The organism is Xanthomonas sp. NCPPB 1754 (assembly GCF_041475725.2).
Taxonomy (GTDB): domain Bacteria; phylum Pseudomonadota; class Gammaproteobacteria; order Xanthomonadales; family Xanthomonadaceae; genus Xanthomonas; species Xanthomonas euvesicatoria.
Genome location: NZ_CM192982.1, coordinates 1,684,786 through 1,701,348, shown reverse-complemented (window position 1 = coordinate 1,701,348; position 16,563 = coordinate 1,684,786). Strand labels below are relative to the sequence as shown.

Genomic DNA, 16,563 nt, shown 5'->3' with positions numbered 1-16,563 from the left:
CCGAGCGCAGCCCCCTGGGGGGCGAGCAATGGGGGGCTGGCGTGCGAAGCGCGCCGGGGTGTCGGGGGCGAAGCCCCTGACCGCACGTAATCCCGAAGGGATTACTCTAAGTGCGCTCTTGTTGTTTTCTTTGGGCGCTTCGCACCCGCATCAAACTCAAGAGAACCGGGGCTGCTCGCTGCGCTCGCTGGCCCCCTGAATCAGAGTTACATGCACAACGGAACTGTCAACTTTTTAGCCAAAGTCAAAAGCGGCGCTCGCTGCTCGCTCGCGCCAGAAAATGGGCGTTGCCCCCTTGCGCTCCGCGCTGAATCTGCTTGCATGGTTTATCAGGACTTGATGCAGGCGTGTCGTGGCATATATTGAAAAGCAAAAACTAAAACTGGCGAGGATGTTGGAAGCTGCGGCGAAGGAACAAGCAAAACTCCTGGTCGCTGAGAAGCAAGAGAAAGAAAGGCAAGCCCGCCAAGCCGCGCGCGACAAGGCCAAGGAGCGCGCCAAACTGTTCCGCTCGGCCGATGCGCACCGCAAGATTGGATTGGGCGGGCTGGTCATCGCCGCCGGTGCAGACGGCTGGGATGAGGCAGAGATTGTGGGTGCCCTTTTGGTCATCGCCGGCCAACTCGAGCGCGAACCACAAAGGCGGGACGCACTGCGCGAGCGCGGCATCAAACACCTCGAAGCTCGTGCGGCCGCACGAGAGGCGGCCCGGTCATGAGCGACGATAAGAGACCCACGGACCCGCTGCTTAAACAACAGAGGGAAGCCCTGCGCGCTCACTTCTTGGGCTCACTGGGCGACCTGCTAGACGCCCGCCGCAAACGTAAGGCGGAATGCCCGACGCCCCCGCCAAGTGCTCCACGCGGCCCGAAACCGGGCGGCTATACGCTGGTGGAGGTGCTGTTGGTGCTGGGCGTGTCGTCCGCAATAGCGGCCGCCGGCTGGCTGCTGTTTGGCCCGACAAGCGTGGCCGCAGATGTGAAACAGACGCAGTTGGATTTCAGCGAAACGGCCAAGGCCATCGACCGTAGCCTGGGAATAGTGGGCGGCTACTCGGGCTTGTCCACCTCGCTCGTGCAAACCGATGGCCTGGCCGCGCAGCGGCTGAGGCAGAGCGATGGCCTGCGCAATGCGTGGGGCGGCTCTGTGTCGTTTTGGCCCAACACCGTGAAGCGCGGGAATGACTCCTTTTTAGTCGAAACCCGCGACGTTCCCAAGGCCGCTTGCGCCAAGCTGATTGTAGCGATGGCCGGTGACCCGGCCGTGGCCGATGCGAGAGTGAATGGCGAAAGCGTCTACTTGGATAAAAAATACGACCCCGCTACGGCGGCGGTCGCTTGTGAGCGCGACGGCGGGGACCGTCTGGGGTTTGTTTATTTCTCGGGATTAGCGTCCGGGTCCTCGGTCGCGGTGTCGTCCATCGGATTGCCTGCGGCCCCGCCGTCGGTGGACCCGGCCAACCCCAGCACTCCGGTGGGCCCGGTCGATGGGGCCCCCGGAGTGGACGATGCCACTCCTGGAACGCCTGGCGTAGTGCCGGCTGGCCCGCCGGCAACACAGCCGCCTGCCGTGCCTACGGCACCACCAGCGCCAGCGACACCGACGAACCCACCGCCTACGCCCGGTGTGTTGCCTCCCAGCAATCCGTCGCCGCTGACCCGCTGCACCGTGCCGCCGACGCAGACGCAAAACGTGAACTGCCCCGCAGGACAGATTGGGACTGTGACGCAGCAACGCGTGGGCTACTGCGGCGAGGTGGGCGGACCGTATGAAGCCTGGGCGACGGCAAACTATGGACCCTGGTCCACCGTCAACAGCACCTGCGCCCCGGCATGCGTGGTCCCCTCTCCTACGTCGGTGGCCATCGCCCGCGATGCGCCGGCCGAACGCCAAAACGTGGGTTGCCCGGCTGGCCAGGTGGGCGAGCATTGGCAACAGCGCAGCCGCGTCGAGAACGGCACCCGCACCACGTCCTGGACGTGCCCGGCCGCCACCGGGTCCCCCGTGTCGAACACGTCGGAGAGCTGGAGCGGCACTTACTCCGCCACTAGCGGCTGGGTCACCACGTCCAACACCTGCGCGCAATCCGGCTACCCGTCAGAACGCTACATCGAAGGCTGTTTTGCTAACTCGGACGGCGATTCGGTCCGATGCCAATACCCATCGGGCCCCGGGTGGGTGGTTCAGGCAGGCGGTCCCAACTCAAAGGGTTACACCTGGACGGCTGTTCGCTCTCAAGCGCTATGCGCCAGCGGCAAGTCACGATGGATTTTCATCGGCGGAGGCCCTGGTGACGCGGCGTGGGAAGAGTGCTTTTAAAGACTCCCCACCCGCTCACTCTTTCCGTTGACGATATGGAGCAAGCTTCCACCAGCAACAAGCCAACCGTCGCCATTGGCGCGGTCAGCTTTGCTAAAACCACTCGCCCCGTCGTTTCGCAGCGACGAGGCGCGTTCGTTGCCATCCCGATGCTGACGGCTCCACGCCGTCGCCGCAGGCGTCATTTTCAATACTTTTTGCCAAGGGTGAGAATGGATCGTTTCCCCCGTATAGGCGAAGCCCTCGAGCACTTCGTTGGTCCGAATGGCGCAGCCATGGGGCACCCCGTCCGTGTAGAGGCGCAGCGAGAAGCGCCGCCCATCGCTAGCAATGGCCCCGCATGCTTCGTTTCCGCTCTGGCGTGTGAATTCGTGAAGCACTCGCCCAGTGCGGCGCAGGAAGTCGGGCAGTGACTCCCCCGGCCCGCTGACGTAGTCGCCCAAGTGCCGCCGCTCCCAGCCGCCCTGTTCGATTCCGGTGGGCGCAACCGAACCGCTGTGCGCCCACGCCGGGCCGCCGACCACCAAAGCCACCACCGCCAAGAGTTTCCAAAGCATGCCGTCCTCTTTCGAGAACGGCCGCCCACGAGCCCCTTACCGCACCTGCATGCTACGATTGGGTATCGTTTGAGGTATCGTTTTGAGGGAGTGGTGTCGCCGGCTTTTCCTTGCAGTTCAACTGCTTAGGAAGGGGTGCCGGGACGATCCGCCCACCTCCACCAATGAGCGGACCGATGAGGTCCTGAGAAGGCCGGGAACCCCCGTAAAACAAGGGTTCTCGGCCTTTTTCATGTGCGACGCAGTGCGCAGGTGAACGTATCACGCCATGCGACGTTGGGGACATCTGGGGGCATGCAGCCAATGGCCAACGTCGATACCCCCACGATGCCCTCGCCCACCTTGCGATATGCCGCGCCAAAGCTGCGCTCGGATTCCGTCAGCACCGGCAAGCGGTCCGGCATCCCGATATCGACTTCGATCAGCCGATGCCGGGGCGCCTTGTCGGCCACGATCTCCGCAGGGCGCAGTCATTGGTTGCCGGCGACGTGGCGGGCGAGAGAGCGATCAGGCAAACGCCATCTGTCACCTGTTCGAGTCATCGCTGCGCCTGGTTGCACGCGGCCATCCACGCGCTCGACATGACGCAGCGCACCGGAGCGACATCGATGCAAAGCGCTCAAAAAACAGCGCCCTCTCAACCGTTCCTTGATCATTTCCAGGCGGAATCCCCATACGACCAGCCCACCATGCGCGCCGCACCGGATCGGGAACGACGTCGCCAGCAAGTCGCGTTGCCCGGCCCAGTGCACCTCTCTATATGGTCAAGGGCGGACGGGTCAGATGTCGGGTATCTGTGGATTGTGGTTGGAACCAAATTCTCACAAAGACAGCAGCACGCTAGGACGGCGTGGAAGTGCGATGGTTGCTGTGATGAAGCACCGTGGAGATAAAGCGTGTGTGGCAACCGTCGTTGACACGCCCCTGGTACTTGCAGCATGCGGGAGCTCTGGCACCCCGGGGACTCGCATGGGCTTTTCTGCCGATGGTCGTTATCTTGTTGCTCTGGCTGGACGCGCCAATGGCCTCTCGCCGCTTTACAGCACACCAGAGGCTTGTGAGAGCAACACCTCTGCCGCAAGGATCGCGCAAAGCATTCAGTCGTTGGGGCTGCAGCAAACCCTAGAGCTCATCGATGGCAGCTTCTGCCTGGCCATCCTTGATCGTCGATTACACACGCTGTCGCTAGTGCGCGACCGCATCGGTCAATGCAGCCTGTACTACGGCTGGACACATCAGGGTCTTGTGTTTGCTTCTGAACTCAAAGCAATCGCTTCCTCTCACGGCTTCAGTAACTCGCTCGATCGGAATGCGCTGACGCTCCTGCTGCGATACGGCTACATTCCATCGCCATATAGCATCCATCGAGGCATCTTCAAACTAGCGGCAGGAACCATTCAAGTTTTCAGCACGCTGGATGTGGAACGCGGTGCGCCCCATCACGACCCCAGCGAGGGGGCGCGCTACTGGCATCCGAAAAGAAATGTCAGCAACTTAATCCAAGCAAGAGAGCATGTGACCGAAGAGCGTGCGATCAGCCGCCTGCAGGATGCGCTCTCGATGGCGGTTGACCGCGTCAGCGATCGCAGGACTGGTTCATTCCTGTCGGGAGGAACCGACTCCAGCCTCATCACGTCCCTCCTGCAGTCGCAACGCTCAACACCTGTCGATACCGTCACTATCGGATTTGAGGATGCCGACCACGACGAAATGGATTGGGCACAAAAGGTCGCAAGCCATCTAGGTACGCGGCATTTCCAACAACGCATCAGCGATCAGCAGGCCGTGGCCATTCTGCCGGAGATATCGGAGGCGTTTTGCGAACCTTTTGCGGACTCGTCCCAGATTCCGACACTGCTTGCAGCAGGCTCCGCGCGCCGCCAAGTCAGTCACATGCTGACAGGCGATGGAGGCGACGAATTGTTCTTCGGCCATGCCGCGTATGCGCGTGCACTGCGCAATGCGCGCCTGGCCTCCATGATCCCGGACACGCTGCGCTGTTCGCTGCGTCGCCGGGGCGTCTACACGAAGGAGTCGGCCCGTTTGGGCGGATGGCGAGCGGCCGTGGGGGAGACGATCAGCCGCTCGGTGGAAGACAGCTACCTGCTCAGGGTCTCGCGTTGGCGCCGACGTCCCCCCGCCCTGAGTAGCGGTCGGGTTTAGAGTCCGGGGTTGATGATATCGGTGTTTGCCAGATGTTGGGCATAAGCGGACGGCGTCATGCCGCCAATTGCTTTCTTCGGTCGGTCCTCGTTGTATTCGCGTCGCCAGCGTTCGATCTCGGTGCGCGCGTGCAGCAACGTCGGGAACCAGTGCTCGTTGAGGCATTCGTCGCGTAGTCGGCCGTTGAACGATTCAACATAGGCGTTTTGATTTGGCTTGCCGGGTTGGATTAGCCGTAGTTGCACACCACGGGCATGTGCCCAGACGACCATCGCTTTGCCGCAAAACTCCTTGCCGTTGTCGGTGCGGATCACCTTCGGTAAACCGCGACTGTGTGCCAACCGATCCAGCACGCGCGCAACGCCGTGCCCGGAGATCGCGCGTTCCACCTCGATGGCGACCGCTTCGTGCGTTGCGTCGTCCACGATCACCAGACACTTGATCACTCGGCCGTCGGCGGAGCGGTCGAACACGAAGTCCATCGACCACACCTGGTTGGCCTGCGCTGGCCGCAGCAGCGGCTGACGCTCGCCAACCGGCACCTTCTTGCGCTTGCGGCGCCGCACTTGTAGCTGCTGCTCGCGATACAACCGCTCCACGCGCTTGTAGTTCACCAGGCGTCCTTCCTGTCGCAGCTTGAGATAGATCATCCCCACGCCGTAGCGGCGATGGCGATGCGCCAACGCAAGAATGCGCTCGCGCAGTTCGCCATTGCGGTCTTGGCGTGGGCAATAGCGCAGCGCGCTGGCGCTCATGCCGATCGCCGCCAAGGCGCGACGCTCGCTGGCACCACGCCCGATCCACTCGCGCACCAGCGCACGACGCGCCGGTGCGCTCACCACTTTTTTCGCAACGCATCCTTGATCAGGTCGTTCTCGAACAACTGCTCGGCCAGCAACTTCTTTAGCCGCGCGTTCTCGGCCTCAAGATCCTTGAGCCGCTTGGCGTCGGGCACGCTCATTCCGCCGAACTTGCTGCGCCACAGGTAATACGAGGCCTCGCTGAAGCCATGCCGCCGGCACAGATCCTTGATCGCCACACCGGCATCAGCTTCGCGCAGGAAGCCGATGATCTGTTCTTCAGAAAAACGCTTCTTCACGTCCAATCTCCTTGGGGTAGGGAATTGGACTCCAAACTGAGGTGCTACTCAAAATTGGGGGGACGTCGGCGCAACCCCCGTTGCGCCGTGCTTGGCTCCATGGAGTACCCCACGATCTATGACACCCCCATGGAGCAGCTGACCGTCGGATCCCCAGGCGAGCGCGTTCTCTTTATGGACATTGCCATGGAACTTGGGGAAGGACTCATGACCAAAGTCGACCGCGCGTGCATGCTGCATGGCCTGAACACGTCTTCCCCCTTCCTGGATCAGCAGGTATTTCAGCTGGCCTGGCAGATTCCGCTCAAGCTCAAAATGGTTCGTGGGGAGCAAAAATACATTTTGAAGCGCCTGCTCGAACTGTATCTGCCGCAGGAGCTTATCTACCGACCCAAGCGAGGCTTCGGTGCGCCTGTCGGCCGCTGGCTACGCGGCCCCTTACGCGAGTGGGCTGAAGACTTGTTGACACCTTCAAAACTTGAAGAGCAAGACGTCTTCGACGTCGGGGTAGTGACGCATCTCTGGCAAGCGTTCATCGCAGGTCAACGAAAGTGGCACACGCATCTTTGGCCCATCCTCATGTTCCAGGCTTGGCAGCAACGCTGGCAGCAGCAGCCCTCCTTTTGTGTGGACGAGGCGTGCCATCGCGATCCAGAAGGTATAAGCCACCTCACCATTGAGGCGTTCGTTTGACAGCGAGGTCACCGAAGGCACTTGCGCGTCGCCGACATGCGTCAGTGCGTGCCGGGGCCCTGCCCACCCGCTTCAACCTCGCCCCAGAGATAAACGGACAAGGCCGGGATTTCCCGATGCAGAGGTCAGACGTTGGCCATTGCGAAGGACGAAGCAGACTGCGCGCGCTGCGTCAGTTAGTGACGCGCGCGGCATGGTCGGGCTCATCGCGACGAACGAGGGCCCCTGCCCGGTCGTCGGCAGCTGCACACCGCGGGGCGGCATCGCCGCGGAGTTGATCGGCCAAGGCCAGCAACGCGCTGGCTTCGTGTTGCAGCAACGCCAGTGCGCTTTTATTGGGCTCTTCCATTGCACTTGCTCCAGAGACGCTCGACGGCGCCCTGATCAAACCCGAGCAAATCGCGTGCCAGCCGTCAGGGCTTCCCGCTCAGGCGTACTCGCGCTGCTCTTGCGCCTTGGCGTGCATGGCTTCCAGCGTGACCATGCCGGCAATCCGGGCGGCTGCCATGGCGCTGCGATGGTCGGGAAAGGTCGACGACAGCGCGGCGCCTGCCAGGTTCGCGCCGCGGCCGATGCCGATCTGCGCAATATCCCAGCCTGCCACCCAGCCATGGGCGGGGGTATCGCCTTTGACGGCATGACATGTGAGTTGGTAATTGCCTAGAAAAATGACCAACGGGCGCCCTTTTCGGTGACTGCTTGCCAGCATACCGCCAGGACGCTAGTTCCGGGGGCAATGTGCCGTCTGCCAGCTGACTCAGCAAGCGAAGTGGAGCGTAGGCACGCCGCTTGCATCGGCCTCGACCAGACAATCGTGCCGGGGAACGCGGTGTTGACCAAACGAACCAAACGTCGCGCTGCCGGGGCCTTGCTGGTGGGCGGGCTGATCTTTGTCCTGATCGGCGTGGGCGGATATCTCACGACGCAGCGTTCGCTGTCGGATGCCGGCTGGGTAACGCACACGCAGGAAGTGATTGCCAGCATCGACGAAATCCAGGCGGGCATGCTGTCGGCGGAATCGTCGGCGCGCGGCTACGTCCTGACCGACAACGAGGCCTTTCTGGGCGTGTATGCCGATGCGATCGGCCGCCTGCCCGAGCGCATCGTGCGGCTGGACGCCCTGGTGCAGGACAACCCGACGCAGCGGCGCAATGTGGTCGTGCTGAGCCGTTTGGTGGACGCGCGCCTGGTGCAGATCGACGAGTTATTGCATAGCTATCGCAAGCAAGGCCTGGATGGCGCGCGTGCTGCCATCGCGCGCGGGGTGTTCCAGACCTCTTCATCGCTGCGCCGCCAGGTGCAGACCATGACGGAGCTGGAGCGGCAGCAACTGATCAGGCGCAATGCAGCCACCACCCGCAGCGCACAGTGGGTGCTGTGGGTGACCGTGATCGGCATTGCCAGTGGCTTGCTGGTGATGCTGTTGGCGTACCGCTTGTTGTCGCGCGAGCTGGAACGGCGTACGCGTGCCGAAAACGACGCCAGCCGGACCAGCGAGCGCCTGATCGAGTCGTTTGCCGCACTCGAACGCACCTCCGCTGGCCTGGAGGCGCTGGCACGCTACTCCGGGTTGCTGCAGAACTGCCGCGATGCCGAAGAAGCGCTGGAAATCACTGCACGCACGATTGCACCGCTGATTCCCGGTGCCGCCGGCGCGGTCTACTTGCTACGCGCCTCGCGCGATCGCGCCGAACAGGTGGTCGCCTGGGGCGAGATGGCAGACGACGCCAGTGCCAGCATCGCGCCGGACAACTGCTGGGCGCTGCGCCGCGACCGCACCCATGTGGTGATGGACGCCGGCCAGGGCATGCTGTGCCAGCATGCCGGCGTCAACCTCCCGGCGCATGCGGCCACCGCCTGTATTCCGCTATCGGCGCAGGGCACGCAGCTGGGGATGCTGGCATTGCGTAGCGAAGACCCTGACGATCTTGCCTCGCTGACCGTGGCCGAGGCGGCAGCAGAACAACTCTCCTTGGCGCTGCACAACCTGCGCCTGCGCGAAACGCTGCGCCAGCAATCGATCCGCGACCCGCTGACAGGCCTGTACAACCGCCGCTATCTGGAAGAAACCCTCAGTCACGAGTTGGCGCGCTGCACGCGCCGCGAGCTGCCCTTGTCGGTGCTGATGCTGGATGTGGATCACTTCAAGCGGTTCAACGACCTGCACGGGCACAGCGGCGGCGACCGCGTGCTGGCGGCCATTGGCGAATTGTTGCTGGCGCAGACGCGTGGCGAGGACATCTGCTGCCGGTACGGCGGCGAAGAATTGACGATCATCCTGCCCGAAGTCGATCTGCCAACCGCGTGCATGATGGCGGAGAAATTGCGCGCCGGCATCGAGGCCCTGCAGGTCATGGGCGATGGCGTCTGTCTGCCGAAGGTCACCGCCTCGTTCGGCGCGGCCAGCTTTCCCGCTCACGCCAGCACCGTGGCCTCGTTACTGCAACGGGCGGACGCGGCGCTGTATCGCGCAAAGCAGGGTGGCCGCAATCAGGTCGTGAGCGCGGATGTGCTTGCATCCGTGGCCTGAACGCAAGCAGCCGGGCGTGCTGCTGCGGTCTGTCGCAGAGGCCTGTGTCGCGCGGTCGACGCTCAGATCCACATCGCGCGCGCTTGGCGAACCCGGGTGCGAGCGCCTGAACGAAGATGCTCGGATCATTCGCCGGCGCGCGCATTGCAGCGACGAACGCTCAGGCACATGCGCTCATGCCAAGACCAGGCCTCAGCCGCAGGCGTGGCCCGCGTCGTCGGTGGGGATCAGGCCCGCACCGGCCAGCATGCCGTCGATATGCGTGCGCACATAGGCGGCATCGTCCTGCGCGGCGCTGCTCAGGATCGCTTCGGCACGCGCCTGAAAATCCAGGTAGTCGAAATCCGCATCTTCATCTGCCGACAACTTGGGCAACTCTTCCTGCAACGCGTCCAGGCGCGTGGCCAGTTCTTCGCGGGTGGGCATGGCAGACTCCGACAACCAAAACGATACGTTTGCGGCAGCGCCGTCAAGGATGTGCGAAGCCTTGCGCTGCAACGCTTCACTTTCCTACCCATTGCGGTGATGAAGACACGCTCAACTTTGACCGCACTCCGCCGATAATGATGCCGACTCCTATAGAACCTTCCCTGTGATCCTCCACCTGCGGCGGGATTTCCGACTCGGCATCGTCAAGATGCTCGGGCCAATCACCGCGCTGTTGCTTTGCCTCTATGCGGTGTACCTGGCCATGACCGGTCAGGCAGTTGCGTGTCTGGTCACCGCGGCGCTGGGCGTGCTCGCGGTATGGCGCGGCTGGCAGATGCGCAGTGCCGAAGACACCGGCGCCGGCGGCGTGTGGCTGGCGTCGATCAATGTTGGCGGGTGCCTGGTGGCGTGCTGGACTGGTGGCGATGGCGCCCTGCCGTGGCTGTTCCCGGTGCTGGCCACCAATTATTTCCTGTGCGGGCCGCGACGCGCGGTGTTGTTGAGCCTGCCGCTGCTGGCCGCCTTGTTGTTCTTGCCCGGCTTGATCACCAGCCCCGGCCAGGGTGTGTCGACGATCGTGGTGACGCTGGTGACGCTGGCGGTGGGCTACGCGTTTTCGCTGCGGATGCAGGACGACCGCGTGCATCTGGAAGAACTGGCCTCGCTGGACGCGCTGACCGGCTTGCCCAACCGTCGCATGCTGGAACGTGCGCTGACCCACCAGATCGATCAACGCCAACCGCACGACCGGCTCAACAGCCTGATCATCCTGGATCTGGATCACTTCAAGGAGGTCAACGATCTGTACGGACACGCCGCCGGCGATGCGGCGCTCTCGGATCTGGCCACCATCCTGCGCTTCGAAGTCCGCGAACCGCACCAGGTGTTCCGTTTTGGCGGCGAAGAATTCGTGGTGCTGCTGCGTGCCGGCTCGCTGGCCGAACTGGAAGCGGCCACCGAACGCTTGCGCAAGGTGATACGCAACGGCTTGCGCGGACCCGGTGGGCGTATCACCGTCTCGCTGGGCGCGGCGCGCCACGACGGCGAAACGCATTGGCAGGACTGGTTTTCGCGTGCCGATGCAGCGCTGTATCTGGCCAAGAACGGCGGACGCGACAGCGTGCGGGTCGCCGAATAAGCGCCTGGCGGCATGCCTGCTGCGCAGGGGTCCGCCTGGGCACACGCAGCTGGCAGCTGGGTAATCGCATTGGTCACGAATGCAATGTTGCTGATGAAGCGGCGGTAGCGCACCTGTCAGAGGCGAGCGAACCGATGGCGTCGGATGCATGGCCGGTATCGCCAACCATCACCCGCACACGTTCGACCGCCTCGTTAGCTCTGACGCTGCAGCCAGAACTGCGGGGCGACCCACTGGCCGCCCCGCGCGCATCGTTCAACGATTGACCACGGCCACCGGTGCCGCAGGCGCTTGGTCCTGCTTCCAGCCACCGAGCGCCTTGTACACGCCGACCACGCCGACATTCACCGCCGCTTCGGCCTGCGCCAACGCATCGTCGGCCGCCAGCTGGGTGCGCTGCGCATCCAGCAGGGTGAGGAAGTCTTCCGAGCCCTCGCGGTAGCGGATCTGCGCCAGCTGCTCGGCACGCCGCGCGGCATTGGCCTGCTCCACCACGATGGCCAGGCGCGCCTGCTGGCGGCCATAGCCGATCAACGCGTTTTCGGTGTCTTCCAGCGCCAGCAATACGGTTTGCTGATACTGCGCCAACGCACCTTCAGCCTGCGCCTTGCTGGCACGCAAGCGCGCACGCACGGTGCCGAAATCGAAGGCGGCCCAGCTGATCGACGGGGTCACCGACCAGGCCTTGGCGTTGCCTTCGGTCAACCTGGCTGCGTCGCCGGTGAGGAAGCCGACGAACCCGCTCACGCTGATGCGCGGAAACAGGTCGGCAGTGGCCACGCCCACTTGCGCGGTGGCTGCCGCCAGCCGGCGCTCGGCGCCGCGCACATCCGGACGCTGACGCAGCAAGCCGGCGGTATCGCCCAGCGGCAGCGGGCGCGCGAACGCCGGCATCTCGCGCGCGGCCAAGGTGGCATCCAACGCATCCGGTTGCTGGCCCAGCAACACAGCCAGACGGTGGCGGTATTGCGCCTCGGCGGTTTCCAGCAGCGGAATATCCGCCTCGATCGCCTTCAACCGCGCCAGGCTGCTCTGCACGTCCAGCTCGCTGCCGGCACCCAGATCCCATCGGGTCTGGGTCAGCTTCTGGGTGTCGCGCAGGTTGGTGAGCGTGCGCTTGGAGACGTCCAAGCGCTTCTGGGTGCCGCGCAATTCGAAATAATTGCGCGCCACTTCGGCAGCAACGGTGACCTGCACGTCCTGCAGGTTGGCCTGCTCGGCATCCAGGTCGGCACGCGCGGCCTCCGATGCACGCCGCTGACGGCCGAACAGGTCCAGCTCCCAGGCCGCATCCAGACCGAGCGTGGTCTGCTCGGTCAGAAAGCGCTGATTGCCGGCGATCACCTGCTGCTGCTCGCGACGATCGAAGCTGCCTTGCGCGGCGATATGCGGCGCCTGATCCAGGCGGCGCTCGACGAACACCGCGCGCGCCTGCTTGACGCGCGCCACCGCGATGCGCAGGTCGTGGTTGGCGAACAAGGCGTCGCGCACCAATTGCTCCAGCACCGGGTCGTCGAACTGCGACCACCAGTTGCCCACCGGCGACTGCGCGCTGTATGCCGGGTCTTGCGCGCCTTGCAGCGTCACCGCCGCCGGCGGATCGGGGCGGTAATCCGGCCCGACCGCGCAACCGCTGAGCACCAGTGCAGCCAGTGCCACGCTCAGGAAGTTTCTTACCATGGCAACACCTCTCCCAGATGGGTAAAGCTGCCGGTGGCACCGTGGGCATCCAATAGCGCCATTTGCACGCTGCTATGCGCGCCCTGCTCCACTTCGATTTCGCCGCCGCCACCGTTCATGTCGGTTTTGACGTAACCCGGATGCACCGTGTTGACCTTGATGGCTGTGTCGCGCAATTCGTAGGCCAGATGCACCGTCCAGCTGTTCAACGCGCTCTTGGACGCGTCGTAAGCAGGAATCTTGAAGTCGTAGATCGGCGAGCCGGGCTGGCTGTGCAAGGTCAGCGAACCGAGGATGCTCGACACGTTGACGATACGCCCGGCCAGCGAACGACGCAGCAGCGGCAGGAAGGCCTTGGTCACCTCGACCACCGCGAACAGATTGGTGTCGAAGGTACGCTTCCACACCTCCAGGCTCTGCTGCGACGGGGTGCGCTGCATGTCCTCGATCATGATGCCGGCGTTGTTGATCAGGATGTCCAGATGACCATGGCGCTGCTCCACCGTGCCCACCGCCGCAGCAATGCTGATGTCGTCGTTGACGTCGAGCTGGATGGCCTCCACCGGCAGGCCTTCGGCCTGCAACTTGAGGGCCGCGGCCACGGCGTCGTCGCGCTTGCGGCCGGCCAGCAGCGTGTGCACGCCGGCGGTGGCCAATTGCCGAACGGTCTCCAGGCCGATGCCGCGGGTTGCGCCGGTGACCAATGCGATCTTGGTGTTGCTCATGTGTAAATCCTTCGAATGTATGTAGGGGGAAGTCACGCGTGCTTAGGCGTTGACGTGCGCGTGATCGTGCGCAACCGCGGGCGGTGTCGCGGGCCCGCGACGGGTCACCCACTTGCGCAGCGCCACGTAGAACACCGGAGTCAGGAACAGGCCGAACAAGGTCACACCCAGCATGCCGGCGAACACCGTGATGCCGGTGACCGAGCGCACTTCGGCGCCGGCACCATGGCCGAACACCAGCGGCACCGTGCCGGCGATGAAGGCGATGGAGGTCATCACGATCGGACGCAGGCGCAGGCGGCAGGCTTCCAGTGCGGCTTCGACAATGCCCTTGCCGTGCATTTCCAGTTCGCGGGCGAACTCCACGATCAGGATCGCGTTCTTGCACGCCAGGCCCATCAACACCACCAGACCCACCTGCACGAACACGTTGTTGTCGCCATTGGTGAGCCACACACCGAACAGCGCAGACAGCAAGGTCATCGGCACGATCAGGATCACTGCCAGCGGCAGGGTCCAGCTTTCGTACAACGCAGCCAATACCAGGAACGCCAGCAACACCGCCATCGGGAACACGATCAACGCCGAGTTGCCTTGCGTGGACTGCTGATAACTCAGGTCGGTCCACTCGATGTTCATGCCGTTGGGCAGCACCTGCGGCGCCATGCTGGACAGCTTCTGCATGGCCTCGGTGGACGACAGCACGCGCGGGTCCGCTTCGCCGATGAGGTCGGCGGCCGGGTAGCCGTTGTAGCGGATCACCGGGTCCGGGCCGTAGGTCTGGCCCAGCGTGACCATGCTGCCGATCGGCACCATGTCGCCGTTGGCGTTGCGCGTGCGCAGGTTGGCGATGTCTTCCACGCTATCGCGGAACTGTCCATCGGCCTGGGCGATCACCTGATAGGTGCGACCGAAGCGATTGAAGTCGTTGATGTAGGACGAACCCAGATAGGTCTGCAGCGTATCGAACAGATTGGTCAGCGGCACGCCCTGCGCCTTGGCCTTGTCGCGGTCGACCTTGGCATCGAGCTGCGGCACGTTGGCCTGGTAGGTACCGATCGGGAACTGCATGCCCGGCGTTTGCGAGATCGCACCGGACATCGCATTGACCGCACTCTGCAACTGGCCATAGCCCAGGCCGGCACGGTCCTGGATGTACAGCGAGTAGCCCGAGCCCTGGCCCAAGCCAAGAATCGGTGGCGGCATGAAGGCGAACGCGAAGCCCTGCTGGATCTGGCTGATGCGTGCGTTGATTTCCGCATTGATCTGCGCGGCGGTGCGGCTGCGCTGACTGAACGGCTTGAGCGTCAGGAACACCGTGCCGGTATTGGGCGTATTGGTGAACTGCAGCGGGTTCAGGCCCGGGAACGCGATTGCGTGATCCACACCGTCGGTCTGCAGCGCGATCTGGGTGATCTGGCGGATCACCTCATTGGTGCGCTCCAGCGACGACCCTTCCGGCAGTTTGGTGCCCGCAATCAGATACAGCTTGTCCTGGGTCGGAATGAAGCCGCCCGGCACCAGCTTGAACATGAAACCGGTACCGACCAACAGCAGCAGGTAGACCACGAACACCGCACCCCGCTTGCCCAGCGCACGCGACACCGCACTTTGGTACTTATGCGAGCTGCTGTTGAAGAAACGATTGAACGGGCGGAACAACCAGCCGAACAAACGGTCGATCAACCGCGACGGACCATCCTTGGGCGCGTCGTGCGACTTGAGCAGCATCGCCGCCAGCGCCGGCGACAAGGTCAGCGAGTTGATCGCCGAAATCACCGTGGAAATGGCGATGGTCACCGCGAACTGCTTGTAGAACTGGCCGGTCACGCCCGACAGGAACGCCATCGGCACGAACACCGCGCACAGCACCAGCGCGATGGCGATGATCGGCCCGGACACTTCGCGCATGGCCTGATGGGCAGCCGCCAATGGGCTCAGGCCTTCTTCGATGTTGCGCTCGACGTTTTCCACCACCACGATCGCATCGTCGACCACGATGCCGATCGCCAGCACCAAACCGAACAGGCTCAGCGTATTGATCGAAAAGCCCAGCAGGTACAACGCAGCGAACGTACCGACCACCGACACCGGTACCGCCAGCAACGGAATGATCGAAGCGCGCCAGGTCTGCAGGAACAGGATCACCACCAGCACCACCAGCAGCACCGCTTCCAGCAGCGTGTGCACCACCGCGCTGATCGAATCGCGCACGAACACGGTCGGGTCGTACGCGGCCGACCATGCCATGTCCTGCGGGAACTGCTTTTCCAGTTCGGCCATCTTGGCGCGCACCGCATCGGACAATTCGATCGCGTTGGCACCGGGCGACTGGAACACGCCCATGCCCACCGCGTTCTGGTTGTCCAGCTGCGAACGCAAGGTGTAGTTGCCGGCGCCCAGCTCCAGGCGCGCCACGTCGCTCAGGCGCACGATCTCGCCGCTATTGCCGCTGCGGATGACGATGTTGCCGAACTCTTCTTCGGTGGTGAGGCGGCCCTGCGCATTGATCGAGAGCAGGAAATCGCTCTTGTTGGGCATGGGTTCTGCGCCGAGCTGGCCGGCGGAGACCTGCACGTTCTGCTCGCGGATGGCGGCGACCACATCGCTGGCGGTGAGCCCGCGTGCGGCCACCTTGTCCGGGTTCAACCAGATGCGCATGGCGTAGTCGCCGGCACCGAAGATCTGGATCTGGCCCACGCCCGGCAGGCGCGACAGCTCGTCCTTGACCTTCAAGGTGGCGTAGTTGCTCAGGTACAGCGAGTTGTACTTGCCCTTGGGCGAGGTCAGATGCACGACCATGGTCAGCGTCGGCGATTGCTTCTGCGTGGTCACGCCCTGGCGACGCACGTCCTCGGGCAGACGCGCCTGCGCCTGGCTGACGCGGTTCTGCACCTGCACCTGCGCCTGGTCCGGATCGGTGCCGGGCTTGAAGGTCACGGTGACCACCAGCACGCCGTCCGAGCCGGCCACCGACTTCATGTACATCATGTTTTCCACGCCGTTGATGGCTTCCTCAAGCGGCGTGGCAACGGTCTCGGCGATGACCTTGGGGTTGGCGCCCGGATACACCGCGCGCACCTGCACGCTCGGCGGCACCACTTCTGGGTATTCGCTGATCGGCAGCAGCGGCATGGCGATCAGGCCGGCCGCGAAGATGATGATCGACAGCACCGCGGCAAAGATCGGCCGGTCGATGAAAAAACGGGAAAAGTCCATTGGGATGGTCC

The 16,563-nt window shown here is 63.8% G+C and carries 15 protein-coding genes; 6 read left to right on the top strand and 9 right to left on the bottom strand.

Annotated features, from left to right (window positions below; translation table 11 throughout):
- The first annotated feature begins 352 nt into the window (after positions 1 to 352).
- A complete protein-coding gene (locus ACCQ15_RS07525; protein ID WP_312002575.1) occupies positions 353 to 718 on the top strand; it encodes a conjugal transfer protein TraD in 366 nt (121 codons plus the stop codon).
- Positions 715 to 2,319: a type 4 pilus major pilin gene (locus ACCQ15_RS07520; protein ID WP_372381384.1), complete on the top strand. Its 1,605-nt coding sequence runs from the start codon at positions 715 to 717 to the stop codon at positions 2,317 to 2,319. Before ACCQ15_RS07525 ends, ACCQ15_RS07520 begins: the two co-directional genes overlap by 4 nt.
- On the opposite strand, the gene ACCQ15_RS07515 is transcribed toward ACCQ15_RS07520, so the two are convergent.
- Positions 2,316 to 2,876 (bottom strand): hypothetical protein, encoded by a 561-nt coding sequence (locus ACCQ15_RS07515; RefSeq protein ID WP_372381383.1) that lies wholly within the window; start codon positions 2,874 to 2,876, stop codon positions 2,316 to 2,318. The genes ACCQ15_RS07520 and ACCQ15_RS07515 overlap by 4 nt on opposite strands.
- 230 nt (positions 2,877 to 3,106) lie before the next feature.
- Positions 3,107 to 3,328 (bottom strand): hypothetical protein, encoded by a 222-nt coding sequence (locus ACCQ15_RS07510; RefSeq protein WP_033837271.1) that lies wholly within the window; start codon positions 3,326 to 3,328, stop codon positions 3,107 to 3,109.
- Positions 3,329 to 3,659: 331 nt separating this feature from the next.
- On the opposite strand from ACCQ15_RS07510, the gene ACCQ15_RS07505 reads away from it, so the two are divergent.
- Positions 3,660 to 5,039 (top strand): asparagine synthase-related protein, encoded by a 1,380-nt coding sequence (locus ACCQ15_RS07505; RefSeq protein WP_496561804.1) that lies wholly within the window; start codon positions 3,660 to 3,662, stop codon positions 5,037 to 5,039.
- Here the strand turns inward: ACCQ15_RS07505 and ACCQ15_RS07500 are convergent.
- Positions 5,036 to 6,138 (bottom strand): IS3 family transposase gene (locus ACCQ15_RS07500; protein WP_372166127.1). Its coding sequence is split into 2 segments (ribosomal slippage): positions 5,036 to 5,880 and positions 5,880 to 6,138, totalling 1,104 coding nucleotides; the frame shifts between segments, so codons are not numbered across the junction. The two genes, ACCQ15_RS07505 and ACCQ15_RS07500, sit on opposite strands and share 4 nt — an antisense overlap.
- On the opposite strand from ACCQ15_RS07500, the gene ACCQ15_RS07495 reads away from it, so the two are divergent.
- Positions 6,049 to 6,831, top strand: a complete 783-nt coding sequence (locus ACCQ15_RS07495; protein WP_372381381.1) for an asparagine synthase-related protein — start codon at positions 6,049 to 6,051, stop codon at positions 6,829 to 6,831. The two genes, ACCQ15_RS07500 and ACCQ15_RS07495, sit on opposite strands and share 90 nt — an antisense overlap.
- Positions 6,832 to 7,003: 172 nt before the next feature.
- On the opposite strand, the gene ACCQ15_RS07490 is transcribed toward ACCQ15_RS07495, so the two are convergent.
- Positions 7,004 to 7,180 (bottom strand): hypothetical protein, encoded by a 177-nt coding sequence (locus ACCQ15_RS07490; protein WP_372381380.1) that lies wholly within the window; start codon positions 7,178 to 7,180, stop codon positions 7,004 to 7,006.
- Between the two features lie 78 nt (positions 7,181 to 7,258).
- A complete protein-coding gene (locus tag ACCQ15_RS07485; RefSeq protein ID WP_014089797.1) occupies positions 7,259 to 7,507 on the bottom strand; it encodes a hypothetical protein in 249 nt (82 codons plus the stop codon).
- Positions 7,508 to 7,705: 198 nt separating this feature from the next.
- On the opposite strand from ACCQ15_RS07485, the gene ACCQ15_RS07480 reads away from it, so the two are divergent.
- Positions 7,706 to 9,361: a sensor domain-containing diguanylate cyclase gene (locus tag ACCQ15_RS07480; protein WP_033479294.1), complete on the top strand. Its 1,656-nt coding sequence runs from the start codon at positions 7,706 to 7,708 to the stop codon at positions 9,359 to 9,361.
- Between the two features lie 192 nt (positions 9,362 to 9,553).
- On the opposite strand, the gene ACCQ15_RS07475 is transcribed toward ACCQ15_RS07480, so the two are convergent.
- Positions 9,554 to 9,859, bottom strand: coding sequence for a hypothetical protein (locus ACCQ15_RS07475; protein ID WP_372381379.1), 306 nt, complete (start codon positions 9,857 to 9,859; stop codon positions 9,554 to 9,556).
- A gap of 94 nt (positions 9,860 to 9,953) precedes the next feature.
- Here ACCQ15_RS07475 and ACCQ15_RS07470 point away from each other — a divergent pair, with 94 nt between their 5' ends.
- Positions 9,954 to 10,928 carry a GGDEF domain-containing protein gene (locus ACCQ15_RS07470; RefSeq protein WP_014089795.1) on the top strand — a complete coding sequence of 325 codons (975 nt, stop codon included), beginning with the start codon at positions 9,954 to 9,956 and terminating at the stop codon, positions 10,926 to 10,928.
- Positions 10,929 to 11,183: 255 nt separating this feature from the next.
- Here the strand turns inward: ACCQ15_RS07470 and ACCQ15_RS07465 are convergent, their stop codons facing one another.
- From ACCQ15_RS07465 to ACCQ15_RS07455, 3 genes are read right to left on the bottom strand one after another with little or no spacing between them, the layout of a single operon-like run.
- Complete coding sequence (locus ACCQ15_RS07465) at positions 11,184 to 12,608, bottom strand: efflux transporter outer membrane subunit (RefSeq protein WP_029819075.1); 1,425 nt, start codon at positions 12,606 to 12,608, stop codon at positions 11,184 to 11,186.
- Positions 12,602 to 13,333, bottom strand: a complete 732-nt coding sequence (locus tag ACCQ15_RS07460) for an SDR family oxidoreductase (protein ID WP_008577266.1) — start codon at positions 13,331 to 13,333, stop codon at positions 12,602 to 12,604. Before ACCQ15_RS07460 ends, ACCQ15_RS07465 begins: the two co-directional genes overlap by 7 nt.
- Before the next feature lie 42 nt (positions 13,334 to 13,375).
- Complete coding sequence (locus ACCQ15_RS07455) at positions 13,376 to 16,552, bottom strand: efflux RND transporter permease subunit (protein ID WP_372381378.1); 3,177 nt, start codon at positions 16,550 to 16,552, stop codon at positions 13,376 to 13,378.
- Positions 16,553 to 16,563 lie beyond the last annotated feature (11 nt).

Excerpts from the sequence above, each read along its gene's own strand:
- ACCQ15_RS07455 (WP_372381378.1), bottom strand. The coding sequence starts at position 16,552 with ATGGACTTTTCCCGTTTTTTCATCGACCGGCCGATCTTTGCCGCGGTG.
- ACCQ15_RS07505 (WP_496561804.1), top strand. The coding sequence starts at position 3,660 with ATGTCGGGTATCTGTGGATTGTGGTTGGAACCAAATTCTCACAAAGAC.
- ACCQ15_RS07520 (WP_372381384.1), top strand. The coding sequence starts at position 715 with ATGAGCGACGATAAGAGACCCACGGACCCGCTGCTTAAACAACAGAGG.
- ACCQ15_RS07490 (WP_372381380.1), bottom strand. The coding sequence starts at position 7,180 with ATGGAAGAGCCCAATAAAAGCGCACTGGCGTTGCTGCAACACGAAGCC.
- ACCQ15_RS07465 (WP_029819075.1), bottom strand. The coding sequence starts at position 12,608 with ATGGTAAGAAACTTCCTGAGCGTGGCACTGGCTGCACTGGTGCTCAGC.
- ACCQ15_RS07495 (WP_372381381.1), top strand. The coding sequence starts at position 6,049 with ATGCCGCCGGCACAGATCCTTGATCGCCACACCGGCATCAGCTTCGCG.
- ACCQ15_RS07460 (WP_008577266.1), bottom strand. The coding sequence starts at position 13,333 with ATGAGCAACACCAAGATCGCATTGGTCACCGGCGCAACCCGCGGCATC.
- ACCQ15_RS07515 (WP_372381383.1), bottom strand. The coding sequence starts at position 2,876 with ATGCTTTGGAAACTCTTGGCGGTGGTGGCTTTGGTGGTCGGCGGCCCG.